This window comes from Bradyrhizobium sp. ORS 111 (assembly GCF_045571485.1).
Taxonomy (GTDB): Bacteria; Pseudomonadota; Alphaproteobacteria; order Rhizobiales; family Xanthobacteraceae; genus Bradyrhizobium.
In genome coordinates this window covers 4,357,150-4,382,531 of record NZ_CP120701.1, presented here as the reverse complement: position 1 = coordinate 4,382,531, position 25,382 = coordinate 4,357,150, and the positions used below count along the sequence as shown (strand labels likewise).

Annotated in this window: 30 protein-coding genes and 2 pseudogenes; 16 read left to right on the top strand and 16 right to left on the bottom strand. The window is 63.7% G+C overall.

Going from position 1 to position 25,382, the window contains the following annotated elements; genetic code table 11:
- Nucleotides 1-72: 72 nt before the first annotated feature.
- A complete protein-coding gene (locus tag P6U30_RS20450; protein ID WP_407164738.1) occupies nucleotides 73-1,236 on the top strand; it encodes an acyl-CoA dehydrogenase family protein in 1,164 nt (387 codons plus the stop codon).
- Between the two features lie 87 nt (nucleotides 1,237-1,323).
- Here the strand turns inward: P6U30_RS20450 and P6U30_RS20445 are convergent, their stop codons facing one another.
- A complete protein-coding gene (locus P6U30_RS20445; RefSeq protein WP_407164737.1) occupies nucleotides 1,324-3,405 on the bottom strand; it encodes a methyl-accepting chemotaxis protein in 2,082 nt (693 codons plus the stop codon).
- A gap of 170 nt (nucleotides 3,406-3,575) precedes the next feature.
- Nucleotides 3,576-4,004, bottom strand: coding sequence for a hypothetical protein (locus tag P6U30_RS20440; RefSeq protein ID WP_407164736.1), 429 nt, complete (start codon nucleotides 4,002-4,004; stop codon nucleotides 3,576-3,578).
- Between P6U30_RS20440 and P6U30_RS20435 the strand changes: the two genes are divergently transcribed.
- Complete coding sequence (locus P6U30_RS20435; protein WP_407164735.1) at nucleotides 4,003-4,593, top strand: NADPH-dependent FMN reductase; 591 nt, start codon at nucleotides 4,003-4,005, stop codon at nucleotides 4,591-4,593. The genes P6U30_RS20440 and P6U30_RS20435 overlap by 2 nt on opposite strands.
- Before the next feature lie 36 nt (nucleotides 4,594-4,629).
- Complete coding sequence (locus P6U30_RS20430; protein ID WP_407164734.1) at nucleotides 4,630-5,412, top strand: SDR family NAD(P)-dependent oxidoreductase; 783 nt, start codon at nucleotides 4,630-4,632, stop codon at nucleotides 5,410-5,412.
- 10 nt (nucleotides 5,413-5,422) lie between these two features.
- Here P6U30_RS20430 and P6U30_RS20425 read toward each other — a convergent pair whose 3' ends face one another.
- On the bottom strand, nucleotides 5,423-5,806 hold the full coding sequence (locus P6U30_RS20425) for a hypothetical protein (protein WP_407164733.1): 384 nt from the start codon (nucleotides 5,804-5,806) through the stop codon (nucleotides 5,423-5,425).
- Between the two features lie 163 nt (nucleotides 5,807-5,969).
- Here P6U30_RS20425 and P6U30_RS20420 point away from each other — a divergent pair, with 163 nt between their 5' ends.
- Nucleotides 5,970-6,599, top strand: coding sequence for a L,D-transpeptidase (locus P6U30_RS20420; protein ID WP_407164732.1), 630 nt, complete (start codon nucleotides 5,970-5,972; stop codon nucleotides 6,597-6,599).
- A gap of 116 nt (nucleotides 6,600-6,715) precedes the next feature.
- Here P6U30_RS20420 and P6U30_RS20415 read toward each other — a convergent pair whose 3' ends face one another.
- Nucleotides 6,716-7,636 carry a hypothetical protein gene (locus tag P6U30_RS20415; RefSeq protein ID WP_407164731.1) on the bottom strand — a complete coding sequence of 307 codons (921 nt, stop codon included), beginning with the start codon at nucleotides 7,634-7,636 and terminating at the stop codon, nucleotides 6,716-6,718.
- 609 nt (nucleotides 7,637-8,245) lie between these two features.
- On the opposite strand from P6U30_RS20415, the gene P6U30_RS20410 reads away from it, so the two are divergent.
- Both P6U30_RS20410 and P6U30_RS20405 read left to right on the top strand, forming a co-directional pair.
- Nucleotides 8,246-8,821 (top strand): septal ring lytic transglycosylase RlpA family protein, encoded by a 576-nt coding sequence (locus P6U30_RS20410; protein WP_407164730.1) that lies wholly within the window; start codon nucleotides 8,246-8,248, stop codon nucleotides 8,819-8,821.
- Nucleotides 8,822-9,098: 277 nt separating this feature from the next.
- A complete protein-coding gene (locus tag P6U30_RS20405) occupies nucleotides 9,099-9,278 on the top strand; it encodes a hypothetical protein (protein WP_407146525.1) in 180 nt (59 codons plus the stop codon).
- A gap of 37 nt (nucleotides 9,279-9,315) precedes the next feature.
- On the opposite strand, the gene P6U30_RS20400 is transcribed toward P6U30_RS20405, so the two are convergent.
- Nucleotides 9,316-10,044 carry a methyltransferase domain-containing protein gene (locus P6U30_RS20400; RefSeq protein ID WP_407164729.1) on the bottom strand — a complete coding sequence of 243 codons (729 nt, stop codon included), beginning with the start codon at nucleotides 10,042-10,044 and terminating at the stop codon, nucleotides 9,316-9,318.
- Between the two features lie 161 nt (nucleotides 10,045-10,205).
- On the opposite strand from P6U30_RS20400, the gene P6U30_RS20395 reads away from it, so the two are divergent.
- Nucleotides 10,206-10,391 carry a hypothetical protein gene (locus tag P6U30_RS20395; RefSeq protein WP_407164728.1) on the top strand — a complete coding sequence of 62 codons (186 nt, stop codon included), beginning with the start codon at nucleotides 10,206-10,208 and terminating at the stop codon, nucleotides 10,389-10,391.
- Nucleotides 10,392-10,529: 138 nt separating this feature from the next.
- Here the strand turns inward: P6U30_RS20395 and P6U30_RS20390 are convergent, their stop codons facing one another.
- The 6 genes from P6U30_RS20390 to pdxY all read right to left on the bottom strand — a co-directional run bounded on the left by P6U30_RS20390 (nucleotide 10,530) and on the right by pdxY (nucleotide 13,373).
- Nucleotides 10,530-10,766: a DUF6894 family protein gene (locus tag P6U30_RS20390; RefSeq protein WP_407164727.1), complete on the bottom strand. Its 237-nt coding sequence runs from the start codon at nucleotides 10,764-10,766 to the stop codon at nucleotides 10,530-10,532.
- A gap of 230 nt (nucleotides 10,767-10,996) precedes the next feature.
- Nucleotides 10,997-11,146 (bottom strand): hypothetical protein, encoded by a 150-nt coding sequence (locus tag P6U30_RS20385; protein WP_407164726.1) that lies wholly within the window; start codon nucleotides 11,144-11,146, stop codon nucleotides 10,997-10,999.
- A 12-nt stretch (nucleotides 11,147-11,158) separates the two neighbouring features.
- Complete coding sequence (locus P6U30_RS20380) at nucleotides 11,159-11,389, bottom strand: DUF6894 family protein (RefSeq protein WP_407164725.1); 231 nt, start codon at nucleotides 11,387-11,389, stop codon at nucleotides 11,159-11,161.
- Nucleotides 11,390-11,527: 138 nt separating this feature from the next.
- The gene (locus P6U30_RS20375; RefSeq protein ID WP_407164724.1) at nucleotides 11,528-11,872 is read right to left on the bottom strand and encodes a tRNA-binding protein; all 345 of its coding nucleotides are present in this window, start codon (nucleotides 11,870-11,872) and stop codon (nucleotides 11,528-11,530) included.
- The gene (locus tag P6U30_RS20370; RefSeq protein ID WP_407164723.1) at nucleotides 11,872-12,498 is read right to left on the bottom strand and encodes a LysE family translocator; all 627 of its coding nucleotides are present in this window, start codon (nucleotides 12,496-12,498) and stop codon (nucleotides 11,872-11,874) included. Before P6U30_RS20370 ends, P6U30_RS20375 begins: the two co-directional genes overlap by 1 nt.
- Nucleotides 12,495-13,373 carry a pyridoxal kinase PdxY gene (gene pdxY, locus P6U30_RS20365; protein WP_407164722.1) on the bottom strand — a complete coding sequence of 293 codons (879 nt, stop codon included), beginning with the start codon at nucleotides 13,371-13,373 and terminating at the stop codon, nucleotides 12,495-12,497. The genes P6U30_RS20370 and pdxY overlap by 4 nt, the downstream gene beginning before the upstream one ends.
- Nucleotides 13,374-13,468: 95 nt before the next feature.
- Here pdxY and P6U30_RS20360 point away from each other — a divergent pair, with 95 nt between their 5' ends.
- A complete protein-coding gene (locus P6U30_RS20360; protein ID WP_407164721.1) occupies nucleotides 13,469-13,744 on the top strand; it encodes a hypothetical protein in 276 nt (91 codons plus the stop codon).
- 140 nt (nucleotides 13,745-13,884) lie between these two features.
- On the opposite strand, the gene P6U30_RS20355 is transcribed toward P6U30_RS20360, so the two are convergent.
- Nucleotides 13,885-14,058 (bottom strand): hypothetical protein, encoded by a 174-nt coding sequence (locus P6U30_RS20355; protein WP_280971857.1) that lies wholly within the window; start codon nucleotides 14,056-14,058, stop codon nucleotides 13,885-13,887.
- Nucleotides 14,059-14,332: 274 nt separating this feature from the next.
- On the opposite strand from P6U30_RS20355, the gene P6U30_RS20350 reads away from it, so the two are divergent.
- The 5 genes from P6U30_RS20350 (at nucleotide 14,333) to P6U30_RS20330 (ending at nucleotide 18,686) form a co-directional block, all read left to right on the top strand.
- Entirely contained in the window at nucleotides 14,333-14,992 is a 660-nt protein-coding gene (locus P6U30_RS20350; protein WP_407164720.1) for an FMN-binding negative transcriptional regulator, read from the top strand.
- A gap of 424 nt (nucleotides 14,993-15,416) precedes the next feature.
- Entirely contained in the window at nucleotides 15,417-15,677 is a 261-nt protein-coding gene (locus P6U30_RS20345) for a PepSY domain-containing protein (protein ID WP_407164719.1), read from the top strand.
- Between the two features lie 122 nt (nucleotides 15,678-15,799).
- Nucleotides 15,800-16,534, top strand: a complete 735-nt coding sequence (locus tag P6U30_RS20340) for an ROK family protein (protein WP_407164718.1) — start codon at nucleotides 15,800-15,802, stop codon at nucleotides 16,532-16,534.
- A 307-nt stretch (nucleotides 16,535-16,841) separates the two neighbouring features.
- The gene (locus P6U30_RS20335) at nucleotides 16,842-18,125 is read left to right on the top strand and encodes a cystathionine gamma-synthase family protein (protein ID WP_407164717.1); all 1,284 of its coding nucleotides are present in this window, start codon (nucleotides 16,842-16,844) and stop codon (nucleotides 18,123-18,125) included.
- Nucleotides 18,126-18,386: 261 nt separating this feature from the next.
- A complete protein-coding gene (locus tag P6U30_RS20330; RefSeq protein ID WP_407164716.1) occupies nucleotides 18,387-18,686 on the top strand; it encodes a putative quinol monooxygenase in 300 nt (99 codons plus the stop codon).
- Nucleotides 18,687-18,697: 11 nt separating this feature from the next.
- Here the strand turns inward: P6U30_RS20330 and P6U30_RS20325 are convergent, their stop codons facing one another.
- A complete protein-coding gene (locus P6U30_RS20325) occupies nucleotides 18,698-19,687 on the bottom strand; it encodes an LLM class flavin-dependent oxidoreductase (RefSeq protein WP_407164715.1) in 990 nt (329 codons plus the stop codon).
- Nucleotides 19,688-20,224: 537 nt separating this feature from the next.
- On the opposite strand from P6U30_RS20325, the gene P6U30_RS20320 reads away from it, so the two are divergent.
- The 3 genes and pseudogenes from P6U30_RS20320 to P6U30_RS20310 form a co-directional block, all read left to right on the top strand.
- On the top strand, nucleotides 20,225-20,497 hold the full coding sequence (locus P6U30_RS20320) for a DUF2312 domain-containing protein (protein ID WP_280971838.1): 273 nt from the start codon (nucleotides 20,225-20,227) through the stop codon (nucleotides 20,495-20,497).
- A gap of 335 nt (nucleotides 20,498-20,832) precedes the next feature.
- A pseudogene (locus P6U30_RS20315) lies at nucleotides 20,833-20,946 on the top strand (glyoxalase superfamily protein); the annotation flags it as partial.
- A gap of 57 nt (nucleotides 20,947-21,003) precedes the next feature.
- Nucleotides 21,004-21,139: pseudogene (locus P6U30_RS20310) on the top strand (ClpX C4-type zinc finger protein); the annotation flags it as partial.
- A gap of 414 nt (nucleotides 21,140-21,553) precedes the next feature.
- Here P6U30_RS20310 and P6U30_RS20305 read toward each other — a convergent pair.
- The 3 genes from P6U30_RS20305 to P6U30_RS20295 all read right to left on the bottom strand — a co-directional run bounded on the left by P6U30_RS20305 (nucleotide 21,554) and on the right by P6U30_RS20295 (nucleotide 25,311).
- Nucleotides 21,554-22,069: a hypothetical protein gene (locus tag P6U30_RS20305; protein WP_407164714.1), complete on the bottom strand. Its 516-nt coding sequence runs from the start codon at nucleotides 22,067-22,069 to the stop codon at nucleotides 21,554-21,556.
- 455 nt (nucleotides 22,070-22,524) lie between these two features.
- A complete protein-coding gene (locus tag P6U30_RS20300) occupies nucleotides 22,525-23,601 on the bottom strand; it encodes a CBASS cGAMP-activated phospholipase (RefSeq protein ID WP_407164713.1) in 1,077 nt (358 codons plus the stop codon).
- 432 nt (nucleotides 23,602-24,033) lie between these two features.
- Nucleotides 24,034-25,311, bottom strand: a complete 1,278-nt coding sequence (locus P6U30_RS20295) for a nucleotidyltransferase (protein ID WP_407164712.1) — start codon at nucleotides 25,309-25,311, stop codon at nucleotides 24,034-24,036.
- Nucleotides 25,312-25,382: the final 71 nt, after the last annotated feature.

Genomic DNA, 25,382 nt, shown 5'->3' with positions numbered 1-25,382 from the left:
TTCCGCTGTTTGCGCCGCTTCAAAATGCGCTACTGGTGTCCTGAAACACAACAGCGCAGGCGAGGATCTCAGATGAGCGATGATGAACAAACAGCCATGATCCGCGAGACGGTCGCGAAATTCGTCGATCGCGAACTCATTCCGCTCGAGCCGCAATATCTGAAATCGCGACTGCCGGGCAGCGATCATCCCGAACTGACGCCAGAGCAGCGCAAGCGGCTGCGCGATGTTTCGAAGGAGCTCGGATTGTGGGGCCTCGACGCGCCCGAGGATCTCGGCGGCCACGATTTGCCGACGCGGACGATGGCGGCGGTGAACGAGGAGCTCGGCCGTAGCTGCGTGCCGTTCGGGTTGCCGCCGGACACGCCGAACCTGCGCATGCTGCAGGCGGTCGGCACCGACGCACAGAAGAAGAAATACATGCAGCCCTACATCGAGGGCCGGATGAGTTCGGCGATCGCGATCTCCGAGCCCGGCGCCGGCGGCGATCCGGCAGGCATGAAGACACGCGCGGTGCTCGAGGGCGACGAGTGGGTGATCAACGGCCGCAAGATCTGGATCAGCAACGCGCGTATCGCCGACTTCATCATCGTGATGGCGCGCGTCGGCAGCGATCAGCGGCAGGGCGGCATCACCTCGTTCATCGTCGAGAAGGGGACGCCGGGCTTCATCATCGAGCGCGAGATCCCGATGCTCGGCGGCGGCTCGACCTACGAGATCGTGTTCGACAACTGCCGCATCCCGAAGGACTCGGTGCTCGGCGAGGTCGGCAAGGGCTACGCACCGATGCAGCTACGCCTGCGCACGCGGCGGCTCGAGATGGGATCGACCTGCATCGGCATCACCAGGCGCGCGCTCGACATGCTGTGCGAGCACGCCAAGCAGCGCGAGACGTTCGGCGTCAAGCTCGCCGAGCGCCAGGCGATCCAGTGGTGGATCGCCGACATCTCAACCCGCATGCATGCCTGCCGGCTGATGGTGCGTGACGCCGCCGACAAAACGGATCGCGGCGAGGACATCCGGCACGAAGCGTCGATGATCAAGGTGTTCGCGACCGAAATGGCCTATGAGGCGTGCGACCACGCCATGCAGACGCTCGGCGCGCTCGGCATGACGCTGGAGCTGCCGCTCAATGCGCTCTGGCAGAAGGCCCGCCTGATGCGCATGTACGAGGGTCCGAGCGAAGTCCATCGCCAGGCGATCGCCCGCCGCGTGCTCGGGCTGCGCGGCGGTTAGAGGGCACCCACGCTCTCGAACCGGTCATTGCGAGGAGCAATGACGTGGAGAGAGCCTCGATGATCCTTCATCGCGGCGTGCCGCTGATTACGCGGCGCGCACGTCGGACAGGAAGCGATTGACCTGGCCGGCCAGATCCTTCGACTGCGTCGAAAGCTGCTCGGCCGCGCCAAGCACCTGCGTGGCCGCGGCACCGGTGTCGTCGGCAGCGCGTTGGACGCCGGAGATGTTGGAGTTGACCTCCTGAGTGCCGCGCGCGGCCTCCTGGACGCTGCGCGCGATCTCCTGGGTCGCCGAGCCCTGCTCCTCGATCGCCGCGGCAATGGCGGTGCCGATCTGGTCGATCTCGGTGATGACGTCGACGACGTTCCTGATCGCGGTGACTGTCTCGTCGCTCGCGGTTTGGATCGCAGTGATCTGTTCGGAGATCTCGGTGGTTGCCTTGGCGGTCTGACCGGCCAGCGATTTCACCTCCGAGGCGACGACGGCGAAGCCGCGGCCGGCTTCGCCGGCGCGCGCTGCCTCGATGGTCGCGTTGAGCGCCAGCAGGTTGGTCTGTGCGGCGATGCTCTGGATCAGCGTCACGACGTCGCCGATCTTCTGCGCGCCTTCGGCGAGCGAGCGGGCGGTGTCGCCGGTACGGCGGGCATGATCGACCGCGCGCGCTGCGATCTCGGTCGAGGTCGCGACCTGGCGTGCGATCTCCGAGATCGAGGAGGTCAGTTCCTCGGTCGCGCTCGCCACCGTCTGCACGTTTGTCGAGGTCTGCTCCGATGCGGCGGCGACCACGGCAGCCTGGCGGTTGGTCGTCGTCGCGGTCGAGGACATCGAGCGCGCGGTATCCTCCATGACGCCGGAGGCCGAGGACAGTCCGCCGACCAGTTCCGTGACCTTGATTTCGAACCCACGGGTGAGATCGTCGAGCACGCGCGCACGGCGCATCTTGATGTCGTTCTCGGCTTCCTTTTCGGCGGCGAGGCGGTCGGCCTCGATCTTGTTGTCCTTGAACACCTGCACCGCAGCGGCCATCGCGCCGATCTCGTCGTTGCGGGCCGCGCCCGGAATCTCCGCGGCGACGTCGCCCGCGGCAAGGCTCGACATGCGGCCGGTGAGGGCGGCGATCGGGGTGAGGATCCGGCGGCGGACCACGACGATGAGGCCGGCGCTCATCGCGGCGACCGCGATCAATCCGATCAGCGCCACCACGAAGCTGAAGCGCGCCGACGAATACGCGGCGGCAAGGCCTTGTTCGGCGTTGTCATAGAAGGCGTCGCGGACGCCGACGATGGAGGCAAGGCCGACCTGCGACTCCGCGTAGTAGCTATCGACATCCTGCTCATATTTGCCGGACAGCGCACCCTCCTTGGCGAGCTTCAGCGCCTTGCCGAAGCGCTCGACATAGTCGGCCTGCATCTTGCCGAGCGCGGTCATGACGTTTGCGGGCGTGGCGGGATTGTTGCGCAGCTCCTGCAGCGTCGTGAGGATCTGCTGGGTCCTGCCGCTGCTGCGGAACAGCTCCATCTTCTCGGGCTCGGTAGCGGGGCGGCGAGCGCCGACCAGCGCCTTGTGCAGGCTGGCATCGAGACCGCCGATATCGCGCAGGGTCCAGGCGACGTTGGCGTAATTGGCCTGGCGAAAGGCGTTGCCGTCGAGGCCGGCGAGCCGGCGCACCTGCTCGTCGAGCAGCGTGGTCACGCCGGCGTTGAACACGGAGTTGTCGGCGACGATCTTGGTGGCGGCGGCACGGCGGGCGTCGACGGGCCCCGCGATCGCGGTCTGGATCGAGTCGCGGAGCGCGGCAAACTTCGCCTTCAGCGCATCGATCGCGCTCGCAACCGTCTCGCCGTCGTCGAGTGAGCCGGGCAGGGCGGCGCGCACCTGATTGACCTTGGCAAGCGCGCCGTCGGTCAGATGACGCAGCTTGTCGAGGCCGGCGAGTTGGGTCTGGTCAATCGCGCCGGTGCTGAACAGCAGGTTCGTGGAATAGCCGCGCTCCGGGTTCATGTAGCGCGGAATGTCGCCGACGGCGCGGACGATTTCGAGCCGGCTCTGTGCGATCGAAACCTTGTCCATCGTCTGGTACTTCGTCACGGCGACATAAGCCGCAAGGCCGCCACCGACCGCGGAAAGGGAGACGATCGCGGTCGTCAGGAGAGTACCGATTTTCATGTGCTGTGCGCCCTTCTGGACGAGAGTGAGGTGAGAGCCTCAACCGTACCGGGCGCACATTAAGCTTGGGTTGACGATCCGGCGCGGCGCCGCATCTCAGCCATGTCAGGGCTAGGCCGAAAGTCGAATCCGATCAGGCCGCGGGCTCGTCGGCTTGCGCGGCCTTGAGGTCAGTGCTCGTCCTCGTCCGCGCCCTTGGTCGCGCTACGATGCTGCGTCGCGCCGCTCGATCCGGCCTCGCCACAGGGAAGCTGCGTCCAAGTACCGTCAGCGGCCTGCTGGTAGGCTTGGCAGCCCACGGATGTGGCAGTTTTTTCGTCGGCTTTCTGCCGGTCGGAACTCTTCGCCAGCACGGGCGCGCCAATTGCAGCGACGGCTGCGAGCGACGCGGCGACAACCAGCCTTGCGATCCGCATGTCGGGGTTCTCCTTCTCGAAGCACATGCATATCCAAAAACGAATCTGGCAATTTTGGGCCCGCGCCGGGTAGCCGGTCGGGGATTGATTAACAGCGGGAAAACGGGCCTCAGTGGCGGTTAACGGCTTGTCCGTGGTGGCGCAGGACGGGTTCGCTGCAGGATGATAGGATCGGCCGGTCATGTCCCATCGCATTCTCGTTCTCTACGGCTCCTATCGCTCCGACCGCATGGGCATTCGGTTGGCCCACTTCGTCGTCGACGGCTTTCGCGCGCGCGGCGACGATGTCGAACTGATCGATGCCAAGGCGATCGGCCTGCCGATGCTGGATCGGATGTACAAGGAATATCCCAAGGGACAGGCGCCGGCCGCACTTGAGACGCTCGCCGGCAAGATCCGTGCAGCCGACGGCTTCCTGTTCGTCACCGGCGAGTACAATTGGGGCGTTCAGCCCGGGCTGAAGAATCTCACCGATCATTTCCTGGAAGAATGGTTCTGGCGCCCGGCCGCGATCGCGAGCTATTCGGCCGGGCGTTTCGCCGGCGCGCGCGCTGCGACGGCGTGGCACGGCACGCTCTCGGAGATGGGCATGGTGGTGGTGTCGAGCACGATCGCGGCCGGTCCGATCGGCCAGTCCTTGTCGGCCGAAGGCAAGCCGATCGGTGACGGCGGCAAGGCGCTGGAGCATGCCTTCCCCCGCTTTGCCGATGATCTCGCCTGGTGGATGGAAGCAGCCAAGGCACAGCGGGCGCGCAAGGCGCCGCCATATTGACGGCAACGCGCCCGCGACTTTCGGAGGTCGGAGATCATGAGCCTCTTCAGTTCACCGTTTGACCCGGCACGCGAGGTGGCACTGGTGGCCGGCGCGGGCAACGGCATCGGCCGCGCCATCGCGCAGGCGCTGGTCGGTGAGGGCGTGCGCACCGTCTTTGCCGATCTGCACGAGGACCGGGTCGCCGCCGCGATCAAGCATTCGCCCCGTCCCGAGCTCGCGATACCCTGGGTCGGCGATCTCGCTCATCGTGAAGCGTGCGACGCGCTGCTGGCCCACGCGCAAGTGACGGTCGGCCAGGTGACGCACTTCGTGCACAGCGCTTCGCCGCCGCGGCGCGAGGCCGACCACGCGATGATGGTTGACGAGGAGACCTGGCGGCAGATGCACGCGGTCAATCTCGATGCCGGCTTTCACCTGTCACGCGAGCTGGCGCGCAGGCTCATCGCAGCGAAGACACCCGGCTCGTTCCTGCTGCTTACCTCGCTGCATGCCGCCACGCCGCGCAATCTGCCGCACTACTCGACGGCGAAGGCCGGCATGGCCATGCTGGTGAAGGAGCTTGCCAAGAGCTGGGGCCGCTATGGCATCCGAGTCAACGCGCTGGTGCCCGGTGCGATCGCGGCCGGCGGCTTCGTCGCGGATCCTGCGCTTGCGCGACATATCCCGCTTGGGCGGCTTGGCGCTGCGGAGGATCTCGCGCCAATGGCGCTTGCGGTGTTGTCGAACAGGCTGTCCGGCTACGTCACCGGCGCGTCGATCGTGGTCGACGGCGGCTTGTCGCTCACCAACTGGTTTGCGCCGCCCGAGCTGGAGTGAGGTTCAGCAGCTACTCCTTGGTCCTGATGTAGCCCGCCAGCCGTGACTTCTGGTCGTGACACCAGGTCGTCATGCCGAGGCGGCGTTGGTCGAGATCGGTGGTTTGCGTTGCGATCGCGACCTCTCGCATCAACGTGTCGGATTGCTTCTCGCCCATCTTGCCGCCGGTGTGCATATAGGCGATCGCCTTGCGCACCTGCTCGGTGGTGCCGTCAGGCAGATGCAGCTCCTGCGCTTTCTGCACGAGGTCCTGATAGACGAGATCGGTGCCGGGGCATTCGACCTTTGCGGCAAAGGCTTGCAGCACCATCGTCACATAGGCCTCGTGCGGGTCGGCGGCGTGAGCCGGCGTTGCAGCCATGATCAAGCCTGCGAACATCAGTGCATATCGCATCAAATCCTCCCGATTTTTCGCAAGGCTAGCGTCCGCGGGAACTCACTGCAACCGCCAGGACACACTCGCGGAAAGAACAGATCAAACGGATGTGTTCCGGGCAGGCTTGCCACGATTTGAGCACGATTTCGGCCACAGGTGGCACAAGTTGTCGCAGGGGAGAATGATCGTGTCGAAGTTGGGGCTTGTTGTGGTGCTGGGAGGATCGCTCGCGCTCGGCGGTTGCATGCAAGCGACGCTCGCGCCCGTATCCGATGCCGCGATGACGCCGCGTGACAGGCAATTGCTGGCGCACCCGCCTTATGCGCGGGCCAGTATCCCCGAGCAGTTCCAGCGCCACATCGTCCAGTACACGCGCCGCGAGCAACCGGGCACGATCCTGGTCGATACCGACGCGCGCTACCTCTATTACGTGCTGCCGGGAGGCAAGGCGATCCGCTACGGAGTCGCCGTCGGCGAGGAGGCGATGGCCTTCTCCGGGGTCGCCACCGTCGGCCGTATGGCGGAATGGCCGGACTGGGTTCCGACCAAGGAGATCCAGGCGCGGCTCGGGCCGTACCCGGCGCGCGTCCCCGGCGGACCGGCCAATCCGCTCGGCGCACGCGGCATCTATCTCTACCAGGACAACAAGGACACGCTCTATCGCATCCACGGCACCAATCAGCCCGAATATATCGGGCAGGCGATTTCGTCCGGTTGCATTCGCATGACCAACGCGGACGTGATCGATCTCTACCAGCGGGTCAAGCCGGGCGCGACGGTGGTCGTGCTGCCGCCTGGGCAGAGCGCCTAATTCGCAGTCCACGGGCGGAGCAGGCGGGCTAGGCCCCGTTTGCGGAAAGATGGCGGGCGACGGCTACGTCGTCCGCCATACGTTTTTGCGGACGCTTGTCCGCACTCGGGTCAACCTCAACGTACCGGCATCGGTGGCCGAACCACCGGACCACCGTCGTCTGCGTCGACGACAGCGGGCTGCTGCGCCGACTGCAAGGGGCGCGGCGCCATGGTCTGCGACGACGGTGCAGTGGGCGGCGGCAACGGCGCAGGTGGCGGCGGCGGAACGTACGCCTGTGCCGGCCGGCGAACCGGCGGCGGGGCGACGGCCGTGTGCGGCTGTGTCGCGGCGCGCGGGCGCGGCGCGGGCCGCGCCTCGACCGCCCTGGTCTCGGTCGTCCGCGCCGCCAGGCGCTGAGACAATTGATCCTGGCTCGCCTTGAGCTGGTCAATGCTGGCCTTGAGCTGCTCGATCTGCTGCCCCATTGACGAGAGATCGTGTGCCATCGACTGCAGCAACTGCGTTTGATCCGGCGCAGCCGCGACTGCGGCTGGCGCTGTCGATGCGGTGGGGGCGGCCGCCGGCGCTGCGGCGTCCGGTGCTGGAGAAGGCGCAGAAGCCGCGGTTGCAACGTCCTGCTGCGGAGCGGCTGCTTGTTGCTGCGGGGCGGCTGTTTGCTGTTGTGAGGCCGCCGGCGCTGCTTGAGCAGCCTGCTGATCGGCAGCCGCAGTCTGAGCGGCTGGCGCGCTCGCCTGGTCGGCAGCAGGTGCCGTCTTGCCCGGAAGCAGCGACGTCAGCATCTCGACCTGCGGAGCCCACTCCGCCACCATCTGCTTGGCGCGATCGCCGTAGTGTTGCCAAGCCGCGGCGCCCGCCGCACTGGCGATCGCGAACAGGAACCAGAAAATGCGGATCGCCCACTTGTTGCTGGTCGGCGGCACGTGATCGTACGGCGCGTGGTTGAGCCTGATGTCGCCGGTTCCCGCGGCGTGATACGTCCCGGCGGCGTGATACATCGGCGGCGCCGTGGGCGCGACCGGCGGCACCCCGGTCATAGGCGGCGCAGTGACTGGCGATACTGACGGAGGCGCTGAGGGGCTCGGACCGAAGTGCGGCTCGCGAAACCCTGGCGATCCCGCGCCTGCCGGGGCCGAGCGCGGCGTGAAGTCAGGTTCGATCGCGAAAATGTCGTGCGGATCCGTGTCCTTCGAATGTGTCAATTGCATTTGGCGGTCCCCGTTGTCAGTCCAAGGTCAAACCGCAAATGGGCGGCCGGCGAATTTATGTCCTGTATCGACCCTTGGCCCTCCGCACCACTCCAGTCCGGTTTGACCAAACCAAGGCAAGAGAGTGGAGAGGTTGGGGAGTTTGGGGCGCCCCAATTGAGGCGGCGGCGTTGCTGATGCCGGCGTTTCGAGGCGAACGATGTCGAGATGCGGCATCGGTCACGTCGCGAGGCTGCACGCGGTCCGGCTCACCGTCTCAGGAGATGTCGACGACAATAACCAGCACTGGTTGTGGCCAGATCAACACACTCACGCGGAAATCGCTCCGCGCAAGCCTCGTCCCGCCACGTTCGCCTCCGTTCCGCCCCGATTGGATTCGGGTGATAGGCCGATGTTGGATTTTCGGCTTGGGCTGGGGGCGCGAGTTGGGGATACAACATGTCACGCGACGGGGCTGTTATTTCGAACGTCGACGTCAACCGCGGCGCATCCAGCGCCGCACTCTCGGTTTCATCTGCTCATGCGCGAAAAGCGCTCCGTCTGCTCGCTGCCGTGATCGGCGCTGCGTCGCTCGCGGCCTGCGCACAAACGGCCGTCGTCAGCGAACGATCGCAGGCGCTCGCGAGCCGGACCGAGCCGACGCGGAGCGCAGCGTCTCCGGCGCGCACGCGCGTTGCGGTCACGCGCACGCACGCGCGCTATGCATCGCGCAGCAAGGCTGGCGATACCAAGGCTGCATCGCGAGGTCTCGCGAGCTTCTACAGCGAGGCGCAGCCGACTGCGAGCGGAGAGAAGTTCGACGGCACTGAATTGACCGCTGCGCATCCGACATTGCCGTTCGGCACCAAGCTGCGCGTGACCGACGTGAAGACCGGCCGCTCGGTGACCGTGCGCGTCAATGATCGCGGACCCTATGTGCCCGGTCGCATCGTCGACGTGTCCTATTCGGCCGCGCAATCGCTCGGCATGGTTGGCAAAGGCGTGGCGAACGTCAGGCTTGACGTGGTGGAGTGAACTCTTCCATGTGCGGACGGGAAACGTTGGCCTGAGCACGCGCTCAGAGAGATTTAGCCACTCTTCTTTTGGGCGCATCACGTCCCGCCGATCCGGCTATCGCAGCGCTCGGCGCGCTCTGGATGACGTTGATCGGAAGGAACTGCGATCCCACGGTGCGACCTCGATCCGTGCTGCGCGCGGCCTTCACCAAATTGTCACGCTCCCGGCGAATTGCGGCCCAAAGGCGCTGCCAACTGGAGGCCGACATCGGCGCGCGTCAGGAGAGGGTTCAGCATTGGCCTACAAGATGGTCGCAGAACGCGACAACGAGACGGTGAGAGTTGAACGGGAAAGCACCTGGCTGATCGTCGCCAAGGCCCGGATCTGGGCAAGCGAGGGATGGCGGGTCGTGATCACCGACAACGACGGAAAATCCTACGCGCCGGACGAGTTCGACAAGCTGCTGGCCGCGTGAGGCGGCGCCGGCTTCGTCGTGACGGTCGATCAGTGTTCTAGCGCTGCGCCGAGACCAGCAACATCATCGGGCGTTCCAGCTCCTCAGCAAGTTCAGGCATAGCCGCGATCTGCTCCGGCGTCGGGCAGAACTCCTCGACGTGGCGCAGCGCGAAGCCGGCGCCGATCAGCGCGGTGAGCGTCGTGCCGATGGTGCGATGATATTTCAGCACACCCTTGACGTACCAGTCGGTGCGGCGTTCGCCTTCAATGAAGTAGCGGTTGACCGGCCAAGTCTTGCGGCCGTCGTCGTCCTGCAACCAGTGCGGATGGGCGGCCGCCATGTAGATGGGATGCTCGATGGTAAAGACCAGAAGGCCGCTCGGGGTCAGCGCGCGATGCAGCATGCGCGCCAGCCGACCGAAATCCTCGACGTAGTGGAAGGCGAGGGCGCTGTAGGCGAGATCGAAGGACGCCTGCGGCAGCTCGAGTGTCTCGAGGTCGGCGATCTCGTATGAGATTCCCGGCTCGTCGGTCATGCTTCTCGCGCGCGTGATCATGTTCCGCGAGAGGTCGAGGCCGAGCACCGCAGATGCGCCTTGCTCACGCATCCAGCGCGCCGCCCAGCCGAAGCCGCAACCGAGATCGACAGCGCGCTTGTTCGCGACATCCGGTAGCATGGCACGGATAGCTGGCCATTCCGGCGCGCCGACAAGCCCGCGCACCTGTCGCGGCAACTGGCTGTAGCCGGCGAAGAAGCCGGGATCATCATAGATGTTCTGCGCCATGGCTACCGTAGTTCGTGAAGACAGTTCTGTAACCCGCCGAACCAGTGTCTGGGAACTGGATGGTTGCAGCGCGCTCGGCCTGGTCCTTTGGAACCAGACGTCGCGTTGGGCGGTTCTGATGCAAATCCACCTTCCGGCAAAGGACAATCGAGGAGAGCGTTATGATAGCCCAGACGCAAATCCACACCATCGCGCGCCAAATGCTCCAGAAGCACGGTTTGCAGGCGATCGCCGAGGCCGCGCAGAACGCCGTGGCGTGTGAGAGCAAGGGCGAGATGGAAGAGGCCCGCGAATGGCGCAATGTTGAGGACGCGATCAAGATGATGCGCGGACCGCATCAAAGCTGACAGCCAGCCGGAACGGTTACCAATCATATGGTCCAGCGGACGCACCCGCTGGATCATTCATGCTGGAGCCCCGAGAGCCCCCGCAGACAACGGCGGCTTGCGACGCTCATCCATCCGACAGACCTGGAGCCGGGAACGCTAGCTCGCCCGGCGCCACCGCGGCACGGGGTCGAGCGGCGTGCGATAGAGCTCGCGGTGGTCGACATCGGTCACGCGGACGGCGCAGCCGCGCGCCTTCAATTCTGGCTTGACCTGGGCCAGTTCGCTCGCGAGCTGATCGGCGCGATCAGAGGCGACGCCCAAGTCTTCGAGGATGATGGTTCCCTGATTGCGGAACTCTTCTCCTACCACAAGATCGAATGTGTAGTACGGCATGCCGAAGTTCCTCGTTCGGTATGCATCACAGGGTAACACTGAGTCGAGTGGTTCCCTAAGATGCAGTGTGATCCAGCTCACCGCGCGGTCGTTAAGATTTGATTAAATGAGTAGGCGCAGGCTCGGCCTAGGTGGAATCGCAGTGGAACCGGACTCCGGGAGCCGGCAACTGCAGGAGAAGGCCGGCGGCGTAACGCCCGTCGGCCTTTTCTCGTGCAGAAGATGCATGACTAATCGCGCGCCGCAGCGTGATGCCGGGCGCGCCATTTCGGGCCGGGCCCGCGCATATAGTGCAGTTCGGGGCGATAGGGATGGCAGACGCTGCCGATCAGCTCCTGGCAACGGGTCACGAGGACGGCGAGACAGAGGCGCAGCGGCATCGCCGTTCTCCCTCAGTGCACTTCGCCGAGCACGGCCGTAAACGGCAGCTCGAACAGTTGATCGCCGAGATCGTCCGTGACGTGCAGGACCCAGTTGCGCCAATCTTCCGCACTTGGCGTCATGACGTAGCTGCGCACGATGCGCTCCGCATGCTCGCGCGCCTCCGCAAGGTCCATCGTGGCGCCGTTGCGGTCGAGCAGCACGTATTGGTCGTCGGAGCAGTGGAAAAAGACGGCTGACATGTTCTGATTCCCGTGGCCGCGTTCTCACACGCTGAGATAGCAGGGCGCGGGCTCACGGAGAATCCGGGCGATCCCCCATCGGAGAACTACGGGGAATATGAACGATTTGAATCAAGCGGCCGTGATCATCGCGTGATCTCAGAAGATCGGCTCGCCGATCGCGACCTCGCTGCGCGGGCCGAGCACGATCACCTGGCCCGCAGCGTCCTTGGCGCCGAGGATCAGCAGCTCCGAGGTGAAGCCTGCGATGTTCTTCGGAGCGAAATTGCAGACGCAGACCACCAGCGAGCCGACCAGTGCCGCGGGCTCGTAATTGGTGATCTGCGCGCTCGACCACATGATCCGGTCGGCGCCGACATCGACGCCGACCTTGTAGGACGGATTGCGCGCCCGCGGAAACGGCTGCACCTCGACGACCTTGCCGATCCGGATATCGAGACGGGCGAAATCGTCGTAACTGGCTGGTGGCTTGAGCGCGGACATCATCGTTCCTGAAAGGCGAGGCGGACGCCGAGCGCGATGTAGATGGTGCCGACCACGCGGCCCTGCCAGCGCCCGATGCTGCGATGCCGCCTGATCCACGGACTGATCTGGCCGGCGGCGAGCGCGAGCAGCGAGGTGTAGACCGCGCTCATTGCGACGAACACCAGGCCGAGCACCGCGAACTGCGCGACGGCGGAGCCGTGCTCGGGATGGACGAACTGCGGCAGGAAGGCGAGGAAGAACAGCGCGGTCTTTGGATTGAGCATCTCCGCCCCGATCGCCTGCCGGAACGCACGGTGCCCATCGACCGGCTGCGCGCGCGGCAGGTGCAGCTCGTCGTTTCTCTCGAACAGGGCGCTGATGCCGAGCACGATCAGGTAGATCACGCCGGCATATTTCACGACCGAGAACGCAAGCGCCGACGTCATCAGCACGGCGGACAGGCCAAACGTCGCCATCGCGGTATGGACGAGATCGCCGAGCGCGATGCCAAGCCCCGTGGCGACGCCGACGCGCGGGCCGCCGCTGACCGAGCGGGCCAGTACGAGCAGCACGGCTGGGCCGGGAATAAGGAAAAGGCCGAGCACGACGGCCATGTAGGTGAGCAAGGTTGTGATGTCGGTCATGAGGCGCGTCCCGGATGCGGATGTGCAGCGATCGCAACTGCCGCGAAGCGGCGCGGCGGGTGACGTATCAGCTCGGCGCTTTCGACGATGCGCATTTCCTCGGTCCTCCGGAGCGCCGTACGCTCCAGCACGCCGTAGATCGCGGATGCGGCGTGACTGAGCGCATCAGGCGTCGCCAGCCCGCGCACGCGCGCCGATGCGAGCAGCGCGGCGAACAGATCGCCGGTGCCGGACGGGCTGATCGGCAGGCGCGGCGTGCGCACCCGCCAGGCGTCGCTACGCTCGATCGCCAGCATCTCGATCTCGCCCGCGGGCGTGTCGGCCAGCTCTGCGCTGGTGATGACGATGGTCGAAGGGCCCCGGGCGATGAGATTGCGGGCCTGCGCGACCGCGTCGTCGATGGTGCCGGCCTTCGCGCCGCATAGAAACTCGAACTCGAAATGGTTGGGGGTGATGATGTCGGCCAGCGGACAGAGCTCGTCGCGCACCAGCGGCGGAATGTCGGTGCGCACGAACATGCCGCGATCGCGATCGCCGAGCACGGGATCGCAGCAATAGCGCAGCGCAGGGTTCTTTGCCTTGGCGCGCGCGACGAAGTCGGCGACCTCCTGGCCGATGTCGGATGACCCGAGATAGCCGGACAAGATCATCTGCGCGCCGTCGATGGCGCCGCGCTCCTCGATCCCGCGCAGGAGATCGGCGACCAGTTGCACGTCGAGTACCCGGCCACGGATGGTCGGATAGCCCGGCCGGTTGCTGAGCAGCGTGGTCGGCACTGCGATCACGTCGATGCCGTGGAGCTGGATCGGGAACGCGGCGGCGCTGGTGCCGACATGGCCCCACGCGACCTGCGACTGGATGGAGATCACGGTCATGCGGTTATCACGTCATTGTGCGATGCAGAATCATGCGATTGCGATGCAGCAAAAGTTGACTAGCTCCGTATTTCGATCCCACCAGGAGAATTGCCATGAAAAACAAGAAACTGTCTCTGTCCACTGCACTGGCCGCCATGATCGCAATGACGGCCGCCACCGCCGCCACCGCGGCGGAACTGCCGACCTATGAAAAGGCAGGCCTGCCGATCTCGGCCGTCCAGCTCCAGGTGTTGGGCGCCGCGGATGTCGAGCAACAGCCGACCGTGGCCAATTCGCTCACGCCGCATCAGCGCAGCGTCCTGACGCCGCGACAGCACATCAGGGCCGCGGCGGGCACGAGCGAAACCATCGGTCGCACGGTCCGCTGAGCGGCACCGCAATCGCGGCTTGAGCGTCGCGCGCCGCGCCAGCCGCGCCTTCACAGCCCCCGGGGCCGCGGATGCGCGTCTCACCCCAGCTTGCAAGAAGCCTGCGACCTCGTCGCGGGCTTTTTGTCGTTCAGGTCGGTTCACTTGAACAGGGCCACATAGATCACGTAGAGCCAGCCCAGGATACCGTGGATGATCGCCCACAGGATCGAGTGGTTGTTGGTGTAGGAGATCGCGATCGCCAGCGCCGAGCCGAATCCCACGCCGTATTTGGCGCCCTCGACGCGAACGCCGTAATAGCGGTTGCCGTTCATGCTGGCGTTCCTGTGCTTGGCATGGCGACAGCGTAACCCGTGATATCTGGGGATGCGAGTCCGCATTCTCGCGGCAGGTTTCGCACCCGTGAGGCCGGCGTAACAAAAAAGCGGAGCTAGGACCACGGGTGAGACCGAAGAACACTCCGGCTTTGTATTTTGACTTGCGCATGGCGCGGATCATCGGCCCTGAGGTGAGCGCGAACCGTGACCCTTCGGTCAGAATAGACTAGCCTTGCGGACACCGACCATCCGCCAGCCTCGAGTTCACCTCATGCATATCCTGCGTCCCCAATTCCGCATCGAGGAGCAGCGTGCGCTCAGATTCGCGGCCGAACGCGGCTTCGGCGTCATCGTTGCCGCCGACGAGCGCGGGCCGCGCGGCTCGCATGTGCCCTTCGTGATCGCGCAGCGCGACGGCCGCGCGATCGTGCAGATCCATCTCACGGCGAAGAACCCGCTGGTCGAGCTCGCCGACGGCAGGCGGCGTTTTCTCCTGATCGTCGCCGGCGACGATGCTTACGTCTCGAACGACTGGTACGCCTCGCGCGACAATGTCTCGACCTGGCTCTATGAAGCGGTGCATCTGTCTGGCGTCGCGCATCTGCGCAGAGCAAGCGAGAACCGCGGCCACGGCGACGCGCTGCTCGCGGTCGCCGAGGCACGGCTGCCGAAGCAGCCCTGGGACCTCGCACAGATGGAGCCGAACAAGCGCGAGACGATGCTTGCGGCGATCAGGGTGATCGATCTCGTCGTCGACGAGATCGAGGGGCAGTCGAAGCTCAATCAGCACAAGAGCGATGAAGACCACGTCGCCGTCGCCAACCAGCTCGCGCGCGCCGACGAGAGCGGCAGCCGCAGGCTCGCCGGCAAGATGCGGGCGCTGCGGCCGCAGCTTCGCTATGACGAGGTGATGGAGCCGACAGGTGAGTGACGCCTCATCCGCCGCGCGTTGCAAATAGATCGGCAAACAGCATTCGCGTCTGCACCTCGTGGAGACCGAAGCAACCTGTTGTTAGCAATTGCTCCGCGCCGATTTGCACGATTCCGATTCGTTCTTTGCGAACAAAGTGGAGTCGGATCGCGAACAAGCTGCGATCTGTCGCGTGCATCTGCATCGCGTATTGAGAACCTGTTGTTAGGAATTGCCTCGTGTCGATTCTGCCGATTCCGATTCGTTCTTTGTGAACAAAATGGAGTCGGATCGGGAACAAAATGCCGGCGTTGATCGTATTGAGGAACTGCAGTCAAGACGTCGGAACACGAAGGTGTGCAGCGGTTTCGTGATCTCCACAATCGGAACTGATCGCATTGCCACTCGTTTTATGCAGCGCAACGTTCGAGAGGAGAGAGGAGCCATGCGAAAATTCATCCTTCCCATTGTCGCAGCTCTGGCGCTTGGCGCAGCGACGCCTGCGATGGCGTTTGATTCCGGTGACCAGATGTCGATGGAGGCTGCGCTCGACGTCGCGACCGGTGTCGGCATTACAACAGTGTCAGATACCGAGTTCCTCGGCGACGAATGGGAGATCGAAGGCCGCGACCGTCTCGGCCGCTGGATGAAGGTCGACGTCGATTCGCGGACCGGCGAGATCCGCAACGTGGACCGCGGCTGGTAATCGGCATCGGCACCTTCACAGCGCCGAATGACTTGATCCGGACTTGATCGAAGATCGGCGCTTTGTTTGCCGTGGTGGGGGAGCGCATCCAACGCGCTCCCCCACGCGGCGTTCATTCATTCATGGCGAAGGCAACCGCAAAGCGGAGCGCAAGGCGGAGATCGCGGCCGACGGTGCTGGCGATCGACGTCGGCGGATCGCATGTCAAGGTCATGACCGACAAGGAGCGCGTCAAGCGCGAGTTCGTGTCGGGTCCCGATCTGTCAGCCAAGGCGATGGTGCGCCAGGTCAAGGCGCTGACCAAGGACTGGTCCTACGACGTCGTCGCGATCGGATATCCCGGGCCTGTGGTCCACAACCGGCCGCTGGCGGAGCCGCACAATCTCGGCCGCGGATGGGCCGGCTTCAACTTCCGGAAGGCGTTCGGCCGCCCGACCAAGGTCGTCAACGATGCGCTGATGCAGGCGATCGGCAGCTACCGCGGCGGCCGCATGCTGTTCCTCGGCCTGGGCACCGGCCTCGGCTCCGCGATGATCGTCGACGGCATTCCGGAGCCGATGGAGATCGGTCATATGCCGTATCGCAAGGGCAAGACGTTCGAGGACTATGTCGGCGCCGCGGGCCTGAAACGACGCGGCAAGAAGAAATGGCGCAAGGCGGTCGACGACGTGCTGGAGCGACTGTTTGCGGCGCTCCAGCCTGATTACGTCGTGCTCGGCGGCGGCAATGCCGACAAGCTCGACAACCTGCCGCGAAAGGTGCGGTTCGGCGCCAATGCCAATGCGTTCGAAGGCGGATTTCGCCTATGGGGCAAGGGCGGAGCCAAACTTGGAATCAGGCGCGCCAGGCTGAGATAGAGTAGGCATTGGGGCTGGCGTACCGCATCATGGGACCGCCGTGATCACCGCACCCGTCCCGACCGGGCCCTCTGTCGCTGTTCAACCTCGCCAAGCTGCCGAAACTGCCGAAGCGCCCGCGCTGATGCCGCTCGCCGCCATCCCTGAGTACAGGAACGCAGACGCCACGACCATGCACTGAAAGCACCCGGTGTTGATCGACTGCACTGTCCGGCTTGGCCCGAAGAGGCACAAGCTGGAGTATGCTTGGGCAGAGTCTTGGAGTCGTCGCCAGCTCGACGTTCCCTCAAGGACAAGGAGACAGGCCGTGGTGAAACCGTTTCCGTCGAAGACCCATATCGGCAATCACGTGCTGCATCCGGAAACCCAGATGCTGAATTACGGCTACGATCCGCAACTGTCGGAAGGCGCGGTCAAGCCGCCGGTGTTCCTGACCTCGACCTTCGTGTTCAGAACCGCCGAGGACGGCAAGGACTTCTTCGACTTTGTCGCAGGGCGCCGCGAGCCGCCGGAAGGGATGGGAGCGGGGCTGGTCTATTCGCGCTTCAATCATCCGAACAGCGAGATCGTCGAGGACCGGCTCGCGATCTATGAGCGCACCGAGAGCTGCGCGCTGTTCTCGTCGGGCATGTCGGCGATCTCCACCACCGTGCTCGCCTTCGCGCGGCCCGGCGACGTGATCCTGCATTCGCAGCCGCTCTATGGCGGCACCGAGACGCTGTTTGCGAAGACGCTCGCCGGGCTCTCGATTCAAGCCGTGGGCTTTGCCGACGGCATCGACGAGGCAACCATGCGCGCGGCGGCGGAGGAGGCGATGCGCAAGGGCAGGGTGTCGATGATCTTCATCGAGACGCCGGCCAATCCGACCAACGGGCTGGTCGATATCGCGCTTACCAAGCGCATCGCCGACATGATCGGCAAGACGCAGGGCCATACGCCGGTGATCGCCTGCGACAACACGCTGCTCGGGCCGGTGTTCCAGCGGCCGATCGAGCACGGCGCCGATCTGTCGCTGTACTCGCTGACGAAATATGTCGGCGGCCATTCCGACTTGATCGCGGGCGCGGCGCTCGGCTCGAAGAAGCTCATGAAGGACATCAAGGCGCTGCGCGGCGCGATCGGCACGCAGCTCGATCCGCACACCTGCTGGATGATCAGCCGTTCGCTTGAAACGCTCGGTCTGCGGATGGAGAAGGCCGACCGCAACGCGGCGGTCGTGGCCGACTATCTGCGCGATCATCCGAAGGTGGCGAAGGTGCATTATCTCGGCCACCACGACGCGGCATCGCCTGCGGGCCACGTGTTCGCCAGCCAATGCTCCGGTGCCGGCTCGACGTTCTCCTTCGATATCGCCGGCGGCCAGGCCGCCGCGGAGAAATTCCTCAACTCACTGCAAATCTTCAAGCTCGCGGTGAGCCTGGGCGGCACCGAGTCGCTCGCGAGCCTGCCGGCCACGATGACGCATTCCGGCGTGCCCGCCGATATCAGGAAGAAGATCGGCGTGCTTGATTCCACGATCCGCCTGTCGATCGGGATCGAGCATCCGTCGGACCTGGTGGCCGATATCGCGCAAGCGCTGAGCGGGGTGTGAACGAATGGGGAATTCAAATCAGATCGGACGGCGGTGCGTTCCTTCGCCTCTCCCGCTTGCGGGGGAGGCCGACGCGCGCGCAGCGCGCGGCGGGTGGGGGCTCTTTCCACGAGATGACTCAAGGAGAGACCCCCCACCCCAGCCCTCCCCCGCAAGCGGGAGAGGGAGCCGACTGCCGATGCCGCTGCAACTCGAATCTCATATGCAATTGCCCTGGATTGTCTTGGAAGCCAGGCGTCGCCCACGAACCGGAGCAGCAGCATGTTGACGATATCAGCGATCATCAGGGCCAAGCGAGGGCACGAAGCCACCATGCGGCAGGCGTTGCTTGATGTCGCCGATCATGTGCGGGCCAATGAGCCGTCCACCGTCGGCTACTACGTGTCGCAGGATGGCACCGATCCCTGCGTGTTCGCGACCTATGAGCGATACCTGGATCAGGCGGCCATGGACCGGCACAACAATTCGCAAGCCGTGGCGCGCTTCTTCGAGGTTGCGAAGCCGATCCTCGATGGCGACGTGATCCTGGTTTCGGCGCACGAGATTTTCGATAAAGCGTAGCTGCGAAAGCGCTAGCCAGCGATCCCGCCGGCTTTGGCGATCAGCTCGAAGGATCGCAGCCGCTTGGCGTGATCGTAGACGTCGGACACGATCATCAGCTCGTCGGCGGCAGTCTCCGCGACCAGCGCATCGATGCCGGCGCGAACCGTGTCGGGCGAGCCGACGATCGAGCGTTCGAGCATCCGCATCGCCTGGACTTTTTCCGCGGGCGACCAGTAGGTCTCGATATCGTCGATCGGCGGCTGGCTGAGGCCGCGCGCGCCGCGGAAGATGTTGGTGAACGACATCTGCTGGGTCGTTGCCAGCCGGCGCGCCTCGGCGTCGGTGTCGGCGGCGATGATGTTGACGCCGACCATGGTGTAGGGGCGGTCGAGCTGCTCGGATGGTTTGAACCTGCTGCGGTAGATCTGAAGCGCCGGGAGCAGCATCTCCGGCGCGAAATGCGAAGCGAAGGCGTAGGGCAGCCCGAGCTCGGCGGCGAGCATCGCGCCGAAATTGCTGCTCCCGAGAATCCACAGCGGCACGTTGGTGCCCGCGGCCGGCACCGCCTGGATGCGCTGGTTGGGACCGGCTTCCGCCAGGAAGGCCTGCACCTCGAGCACATCCTGCGGAAAATTCTCAGCCGCCTCGGGCGTGCGGCGCAGGGCGCGCAGCGTGAGCTGATCCGTTCCCGGCGCGCGGCCAAGGCCAAGATCGATGCGGCCCGGAAACAGCCGCGCCAGCGTGCCGAACTGCTCGGCAATCACGTAAGGCGCGTGGTTCGGCAGCATGATGCCGCCGGCGCCGACGCGGATGGTTGTCGTTCCCGCCGCGATATGACCGATCACCACCGACGTCGCCGCGCTCGCGATGCCCGCCATGTTGTGATGCTCCGCCACCCAGATGCGGCGATAGCCCAGGGCTTCGGCATGAACCGCAACATCGCGCGCATTGTAGAGCGCACCGCGCGCATCGGTCTCCTGGCTGACGCGGACGAGATCGAGGATGGAGAGTGCGGCCACGGGAGCTCCGGGAGGGAAGGCTATGAAGGACGAGGCCTGCGATCGCCGGCCGTGTCCAGGCTGATCCGAAGCGGCAGGTTCGGCCGGTTCGTCCGTCCCATATGGATACTGTACCCATGCCGGTCAATCCACCTGATGCGACCGAGGTATGCGTCAGGTGCTCTCTTCGTTGTCATTGCGAGGAGCTCACGACTATTTTGGCGCTGAAGCGACGAAGCAAAGCTACCCGTCCCAAAATATCGAAAACAACCCCATGCAAAGTAGCAGCTTGCCGCGGGGGCTCGGAATGGGACTTGACGCGTCGGGCAAATCGATGATATGTTTCTATTATTCCGAAATAGTGCAGACGCCCGCCGCCGCGCGATGGCCATCGTGTGCCAGGTGCTCACTCTCGCGTCATTGCGCGAAGCTATTCGCCGAACGCGCGCCAAGAAGATGTCCTGTTCGCAAATTTCGCCGTGGCTGCGGCCGTCACGCTTAAGACATTGGTCATCTCTTTGCTCTCATTTTCGCGGCCTCATCAAGCAAAGAGGCACCATGTCCGACATCACCATTCCCGGCGGAAAAATTCGTTCCTTCGTCGAGCGGATCGAGAACCTTGACGCAGAGATGCAGGAACTGAGCGAGCAGAAGAAGGAAGTCTTCTCGGAGGCGAAGGGCGAAGGTTTCGACGTGAAGATCCTCAAGGAGATCATCAAGCTGCGCAAGCAGGACCAGGACGAGCGCGACGAGCGCGAGACCTTGCTCGATCTCTACATGCGCGCGATGGAGACGGCGCCGGCCGAAGACAAGACCGCGAAAGCAGCGTGAGGTCTGCGGACCCAGAGTGCGCTTCCATCAGCGGGCCGCGAGTGCGGCGGGTTAGCGTAACCCGCCGCAATCGCTGCTAGCGAAACGGCGGATTACGTCTTCGGCGCACCACGCCCGGTGTGTGGATCGACAGTGCAGGTGGCGAGCGGGAGTGGCGTGCCTGTCGGTATTGACAACAGGTCGGCCGAGCCCAATTATGGTGTTGGGTCGATACACCCGCTGCTTGCGCCCATTGTGGATAGTGAACGTATCAAAATCGGCCACACCCTCGCTATTGGCGAGCGGGTCGGCAAGGCAAGCACCGATCTCCTCCGTTCGCCGATAGGGGTGCACCCATGCGCGATTTTCGCGATGCGAAGGCTATGGCGCGGTCGCTGCGCAATGCCTTGAATGCCAAGGCGATACAAACCACGCACAGCGAATCTCTGGAGCTGATCGCGAAGGCGTTCGGCTGCGAGACCTGGAATATCCTGTCTGCCAAGATCGACGCCGCCAGCGCGCCGAAGCTGGCCGCCCAAAGTGGTCTGCTCTACTGCTCATTCTGCGGCAAGAATCAACACGACGTGAGCAAATTGGTGGCGGGTCCTGCCGTCTTCATTTGCGACGAATGTATCGACCTGTGCACCGATATCGTCGACGAGAACCTACAGCACTTAATTGAAGGAAACGAGGAGAGCGCTCGCGCTTTGTCGACCGATCGATTGCTGCACTACGTCGAGTTCGCGAGCAAGGTCTTGGAACGCCATCGTTTGATGTTGCAGCGCATTGACCGGATGATTGCGCTTCGCTCGCGTCCATCGCCGACGGGCGAGGAGGTGCCACAGCCGGCCATCTTCGCTCAGCTCAAGGCCAAGACGTTGGATGAGTTGCTGGCCATGAAGAAAATCTCGCAAGATCAAATCAGCCGGTATGAGCGTGTTCAACGGACGACGACACCAATCATCAACGAGCGGAGTCAATAGCAAGCAGCCCGCATGAGCGAAGCGATATGCGGGATTGATCTTTCGACGTGCGTGCTGCTCCCGGATATCGCTTCGCTCATCCGGGCTACGCTTGCTACACTTCTTTTGCGATCCCGTGCTCATAAATGAATCCGGTCCAGAACGAGAGCGCTTCGGCAAAGACTTGCTCGGCCCTGATCTTTTTACCGGCATGTTCGAAGTAGGCCAACCAGCCGGTTTCGAGCTCACATGCTACCGTCACTCGCACCGTGGGATCAGGATTGTTGCTTACCGCCCAATGCTTTGAGGCGGTTGCAGCTTGGCGACAGAGATGGAGAGCGTTGCAGGCCTTTCTTGCGCGGTTCTGAAGGTCCCTAAGTTTTGTGATGCCGAGCTTGTTGCGCTGTTCAAGTGTCATGTCGCTGAACACCCAATCTGAGAGGTGCCAAGCAGTTATCGATGCATTGAAAGCGCTGTCCTTTAGCTGATCGACCAGCTCTAACAGAGCCTCGGGTTCAGGCTCATCGCGGCCCGCGACGTTCCGATACCGATCTATTTCTCGGTCGAGTTTCTGAAGCAGCTCATGGCAGTTTGCGAATCCAAACGTCTGGTCTTGGCTAGGAAGAGGCATGCGGCTACGTCCTGAACTCTGAAATGATTGGCGTCTGAACTCCAAACCGGCTCGTCGGCGAAAGCAAAGCTAGGCCGCTGACCGGGTTGAGAATAGCGGATTACGCTTCGGCTAGTCCGCCCTATGCATGCTCCACCAGGATTTCGGCGCGTTGAATGCCATCACTGTGGCAGTAACTTCTCGGCTGGCATCGGTCGGGTTTGCAAAAACGCAGCGGTACCGTGTCTCGCTTTCCTTCTGAGGCCCCCGTTTGAGGTTGGGGTGCTTACTAATCGCATCCTCCACTGCCTTAAGAATGCCCGAGAAGTCTACGTTGCGATTAAGTATGATGACCGCGGGCTTGGTGTACGCCAGCAAGTAGCCCGCATGAGCGAAGCGATATGCGGGATTTATCTTTCCACCTGCGTGCTGGTCCCGGATATCGCTTCGCTCATTCGGGCTACGTTTGCTGCGGATTAATTTGCCGTGGACGAGAAAGAGACAGGTCTGTACCTCGCCGCCGGCGAGGTAAGGAAACTGCTCGCAAGTTGATCGCCGTACCGGTCAACCATCGTGTGCGCTGCTGGTACGAGTTCGTCGAGCGATCGACGAAAATCGTCGAGAGGTATTGGCGTTGAGTTGATCGGGGGATCTAGGCGTCGAACGGCGGGCGGACCAAGTAAGAGCCGTGCTTGGTTTGTCGCTGCGAGTGATTGTAGTCGCATGGCTGCGTAGATTATGTCGAACCAAGCTATCTTGCCGCCCGCGCTTATCTTGCTGCCTGAGACGATATAAGGGGCATCGCCGCAACCAAGGCTTATTACATCGATTTGATCTCGATCGATATCAAAACACGTCAAGGCTTCGACAATAGCAAGCATCACAGGATTGTTGGCCCAGACGCCACCATCGACCAAGTTGTAACCTTCGTGTTCCAAGGGGCGAAAATAGGTTGGAGCGGCGGAGGTCGCTAGAGCAACTTTCACCATCGGCTCAAGGTGATCGAACTTATAATCGACGTGATGAGGTGTCTTGTAAACGAAGACTTCGCTGTGTTTCCCTTCGAACGCTGGGACACACAGGCGAACAACAGAATCGCCAAGCAGCTTGGCACCGAGCGCATCCAGAAGAAGGCTCTCCAAGGCGGAGCGTTCGTAGTTGTAGAGCAAGATATTGCGCCCTGTCCGCCACAAGCGGCGCATCCGGCCGATCGTCGACGATGTTGATTGCGGGAACACATCAAGGCCGCGGCAAGTGTAGATATCTGCGAGTTCTGATGCTCTCAAACCGGCGCCAAGACCGAGTGCGATGATCCCTCCGGTTGAGGTGCCAGCGACCAAGTCGAAATAGCTGACGATCGAGGTGCCCCCGAGATAGCGCCGTTCGAGTTCGGCGAGAACAGTTGCCGGGAACAATCCCTTAATGCCGCCCCCATCGATAGATAAGATCCGAAAACGCCGGTCCTTCGGCCAATTCTGTGGAATTCGTCGTTGCGGAATCGCGCCATTCGAGCGCGAGTCTCCGGGTCTGAAGTCTCCAGCGGGTTCGGGCATGTCTTGCGCCTCCTGCGCGGGTGACGGCCAGGTCCGAGAAATTCACCGGAGATCTGCCAGTATTCGAAGAAGAGCAGCCATTCCGACGTCCAAGGGATGATCGTCGTCGCGATCGTCATCTCTGGGTCCCAGTACATCTCGTCCGGATCCCAAAGGCAGAGCGCTGGCCAAAGAGGGGCGCGGTCGTTCCAATAGATGTGCGGGAGGTCGTCGCCGTCCAGCATCAACTCTCCAATCAGTGGGTTGACGACATGTACGGTGACGTAATGGTTGGAGAGGTACCAGCCGTCGAAGAATCTGCGGCGGAAGTACACGATCCGGATGGTGTAGGTCTTCGACGCCGGCCGGACCGGGCCCTCCCATACGCCAATCCAATCGGCCGCAGCGGTCAGCCGGAAATCCGGAAAGAGGCGCCGGATCGCGGCGTCTTGCTCATCTACGCTTAGGTAGGTCATCGGGATGATCGCCGAAGAAGCGGTGCGACGGCGCCGACCGCGCGGTACTCGGCGTCGGAGCGCTGCCCGCCACCGCCGCGGGGATGGCGGCCTTGCCGGGCATGAAGCGGCTGCCGACCGAGGTCACGTCTTTGCCGACACGCTGGACATGAGCCTTCACCGCCGACCGGGCCGGCTTCTCACCGAACAAGTCCTCGAGTACCTGCTGCATCTCCGGCAGGGCGATCTCGCTCCTCAGGCGTCGAAGTTTCACGGCGAAGTCGGTGAGCTCGCGGATGAAGACGGCCTGGTCGCTCAGGTCTTCGGGCCAGCGATCCGTCAGCACGTCTTCCTGGCACATCGGATTGTGGGCGGAGACCTTCTGGCCGCGGTCGTGAGCCTCGCCGACGATCGCCAGCATGGTCTCCACCTGGAAGCTCAGTTCCTCCGCCAGCGATTTGGTCTGGTTGGCGTGAGTGGCTACGTAGAAGGCCAGCAGCACCGACGGCGGCAAGCGCCGGGTCGCGTGTCGTCTATAGTAGGCCAAGTTGCGCCAGCGCTTGATCAACTGCAACGCGATGACCGCCCGCGATTTCTGGTAGGCCGGGCACTGCTCGGGGACGGGAGCGGCATCGGCACGCTTCGTTAGAATCGCGCGCTCGCGGTCGTAGTCGAGCGACCGACGCTCGAAGAAGGCGCCGAAGTCCTGGTCGGGCGGGGTCTGCGCGATGAACCATTGCGCGAAGCCGTGTGGGTTGGCGAATAGGGATTTCTTCGCCCACGGCTCCTCCGGCTTCGAGTGGAAAATCAGACCGGTCTTCTCAACGGTGCCGCCGATGCGGACGGTGGGCGTCACGTCGAGGTGCATGCCGTCGTAGTTGACGGTGCTGCAGCGGGACTTCCGGTCGGTCTTGGCGTAGTAGCGCGAGCCGCGCTCGCCGCGGATGGCGTCGTGCAGGGTCGCCAGCGCGTGCTCGGGATCGACGTCGAGGCGATAGGTGATGTCTGCAATAACGTCAATGTCGAACTCGTCGTCGCTCGAGTGACGCGCCACGGTCGCGCCGATCGCGAAGCCGCCCTGCGGATAGAAGTCGCGCAAGCATCCGTTGAGAGGACTGCCGTCGCGCTCCAGCCAGTCATTGATGGCGCGGTAGTGGTCGACGGCGAGCTGGTAATCGGTCGGGCTGAGTTGGATCCGGATTGCCACGTCCGCCAGCATCACGTCGATGATGGAGTAGCTGGCGATCTGGCGCAGGTAGCGATCGGAATAGTTCATATCGACGGTCCTCTACAACCCTGGCCTCAATTCTCGTTTCGTTCCTTCCGCCATTTTCCGGCGGTCGCGTC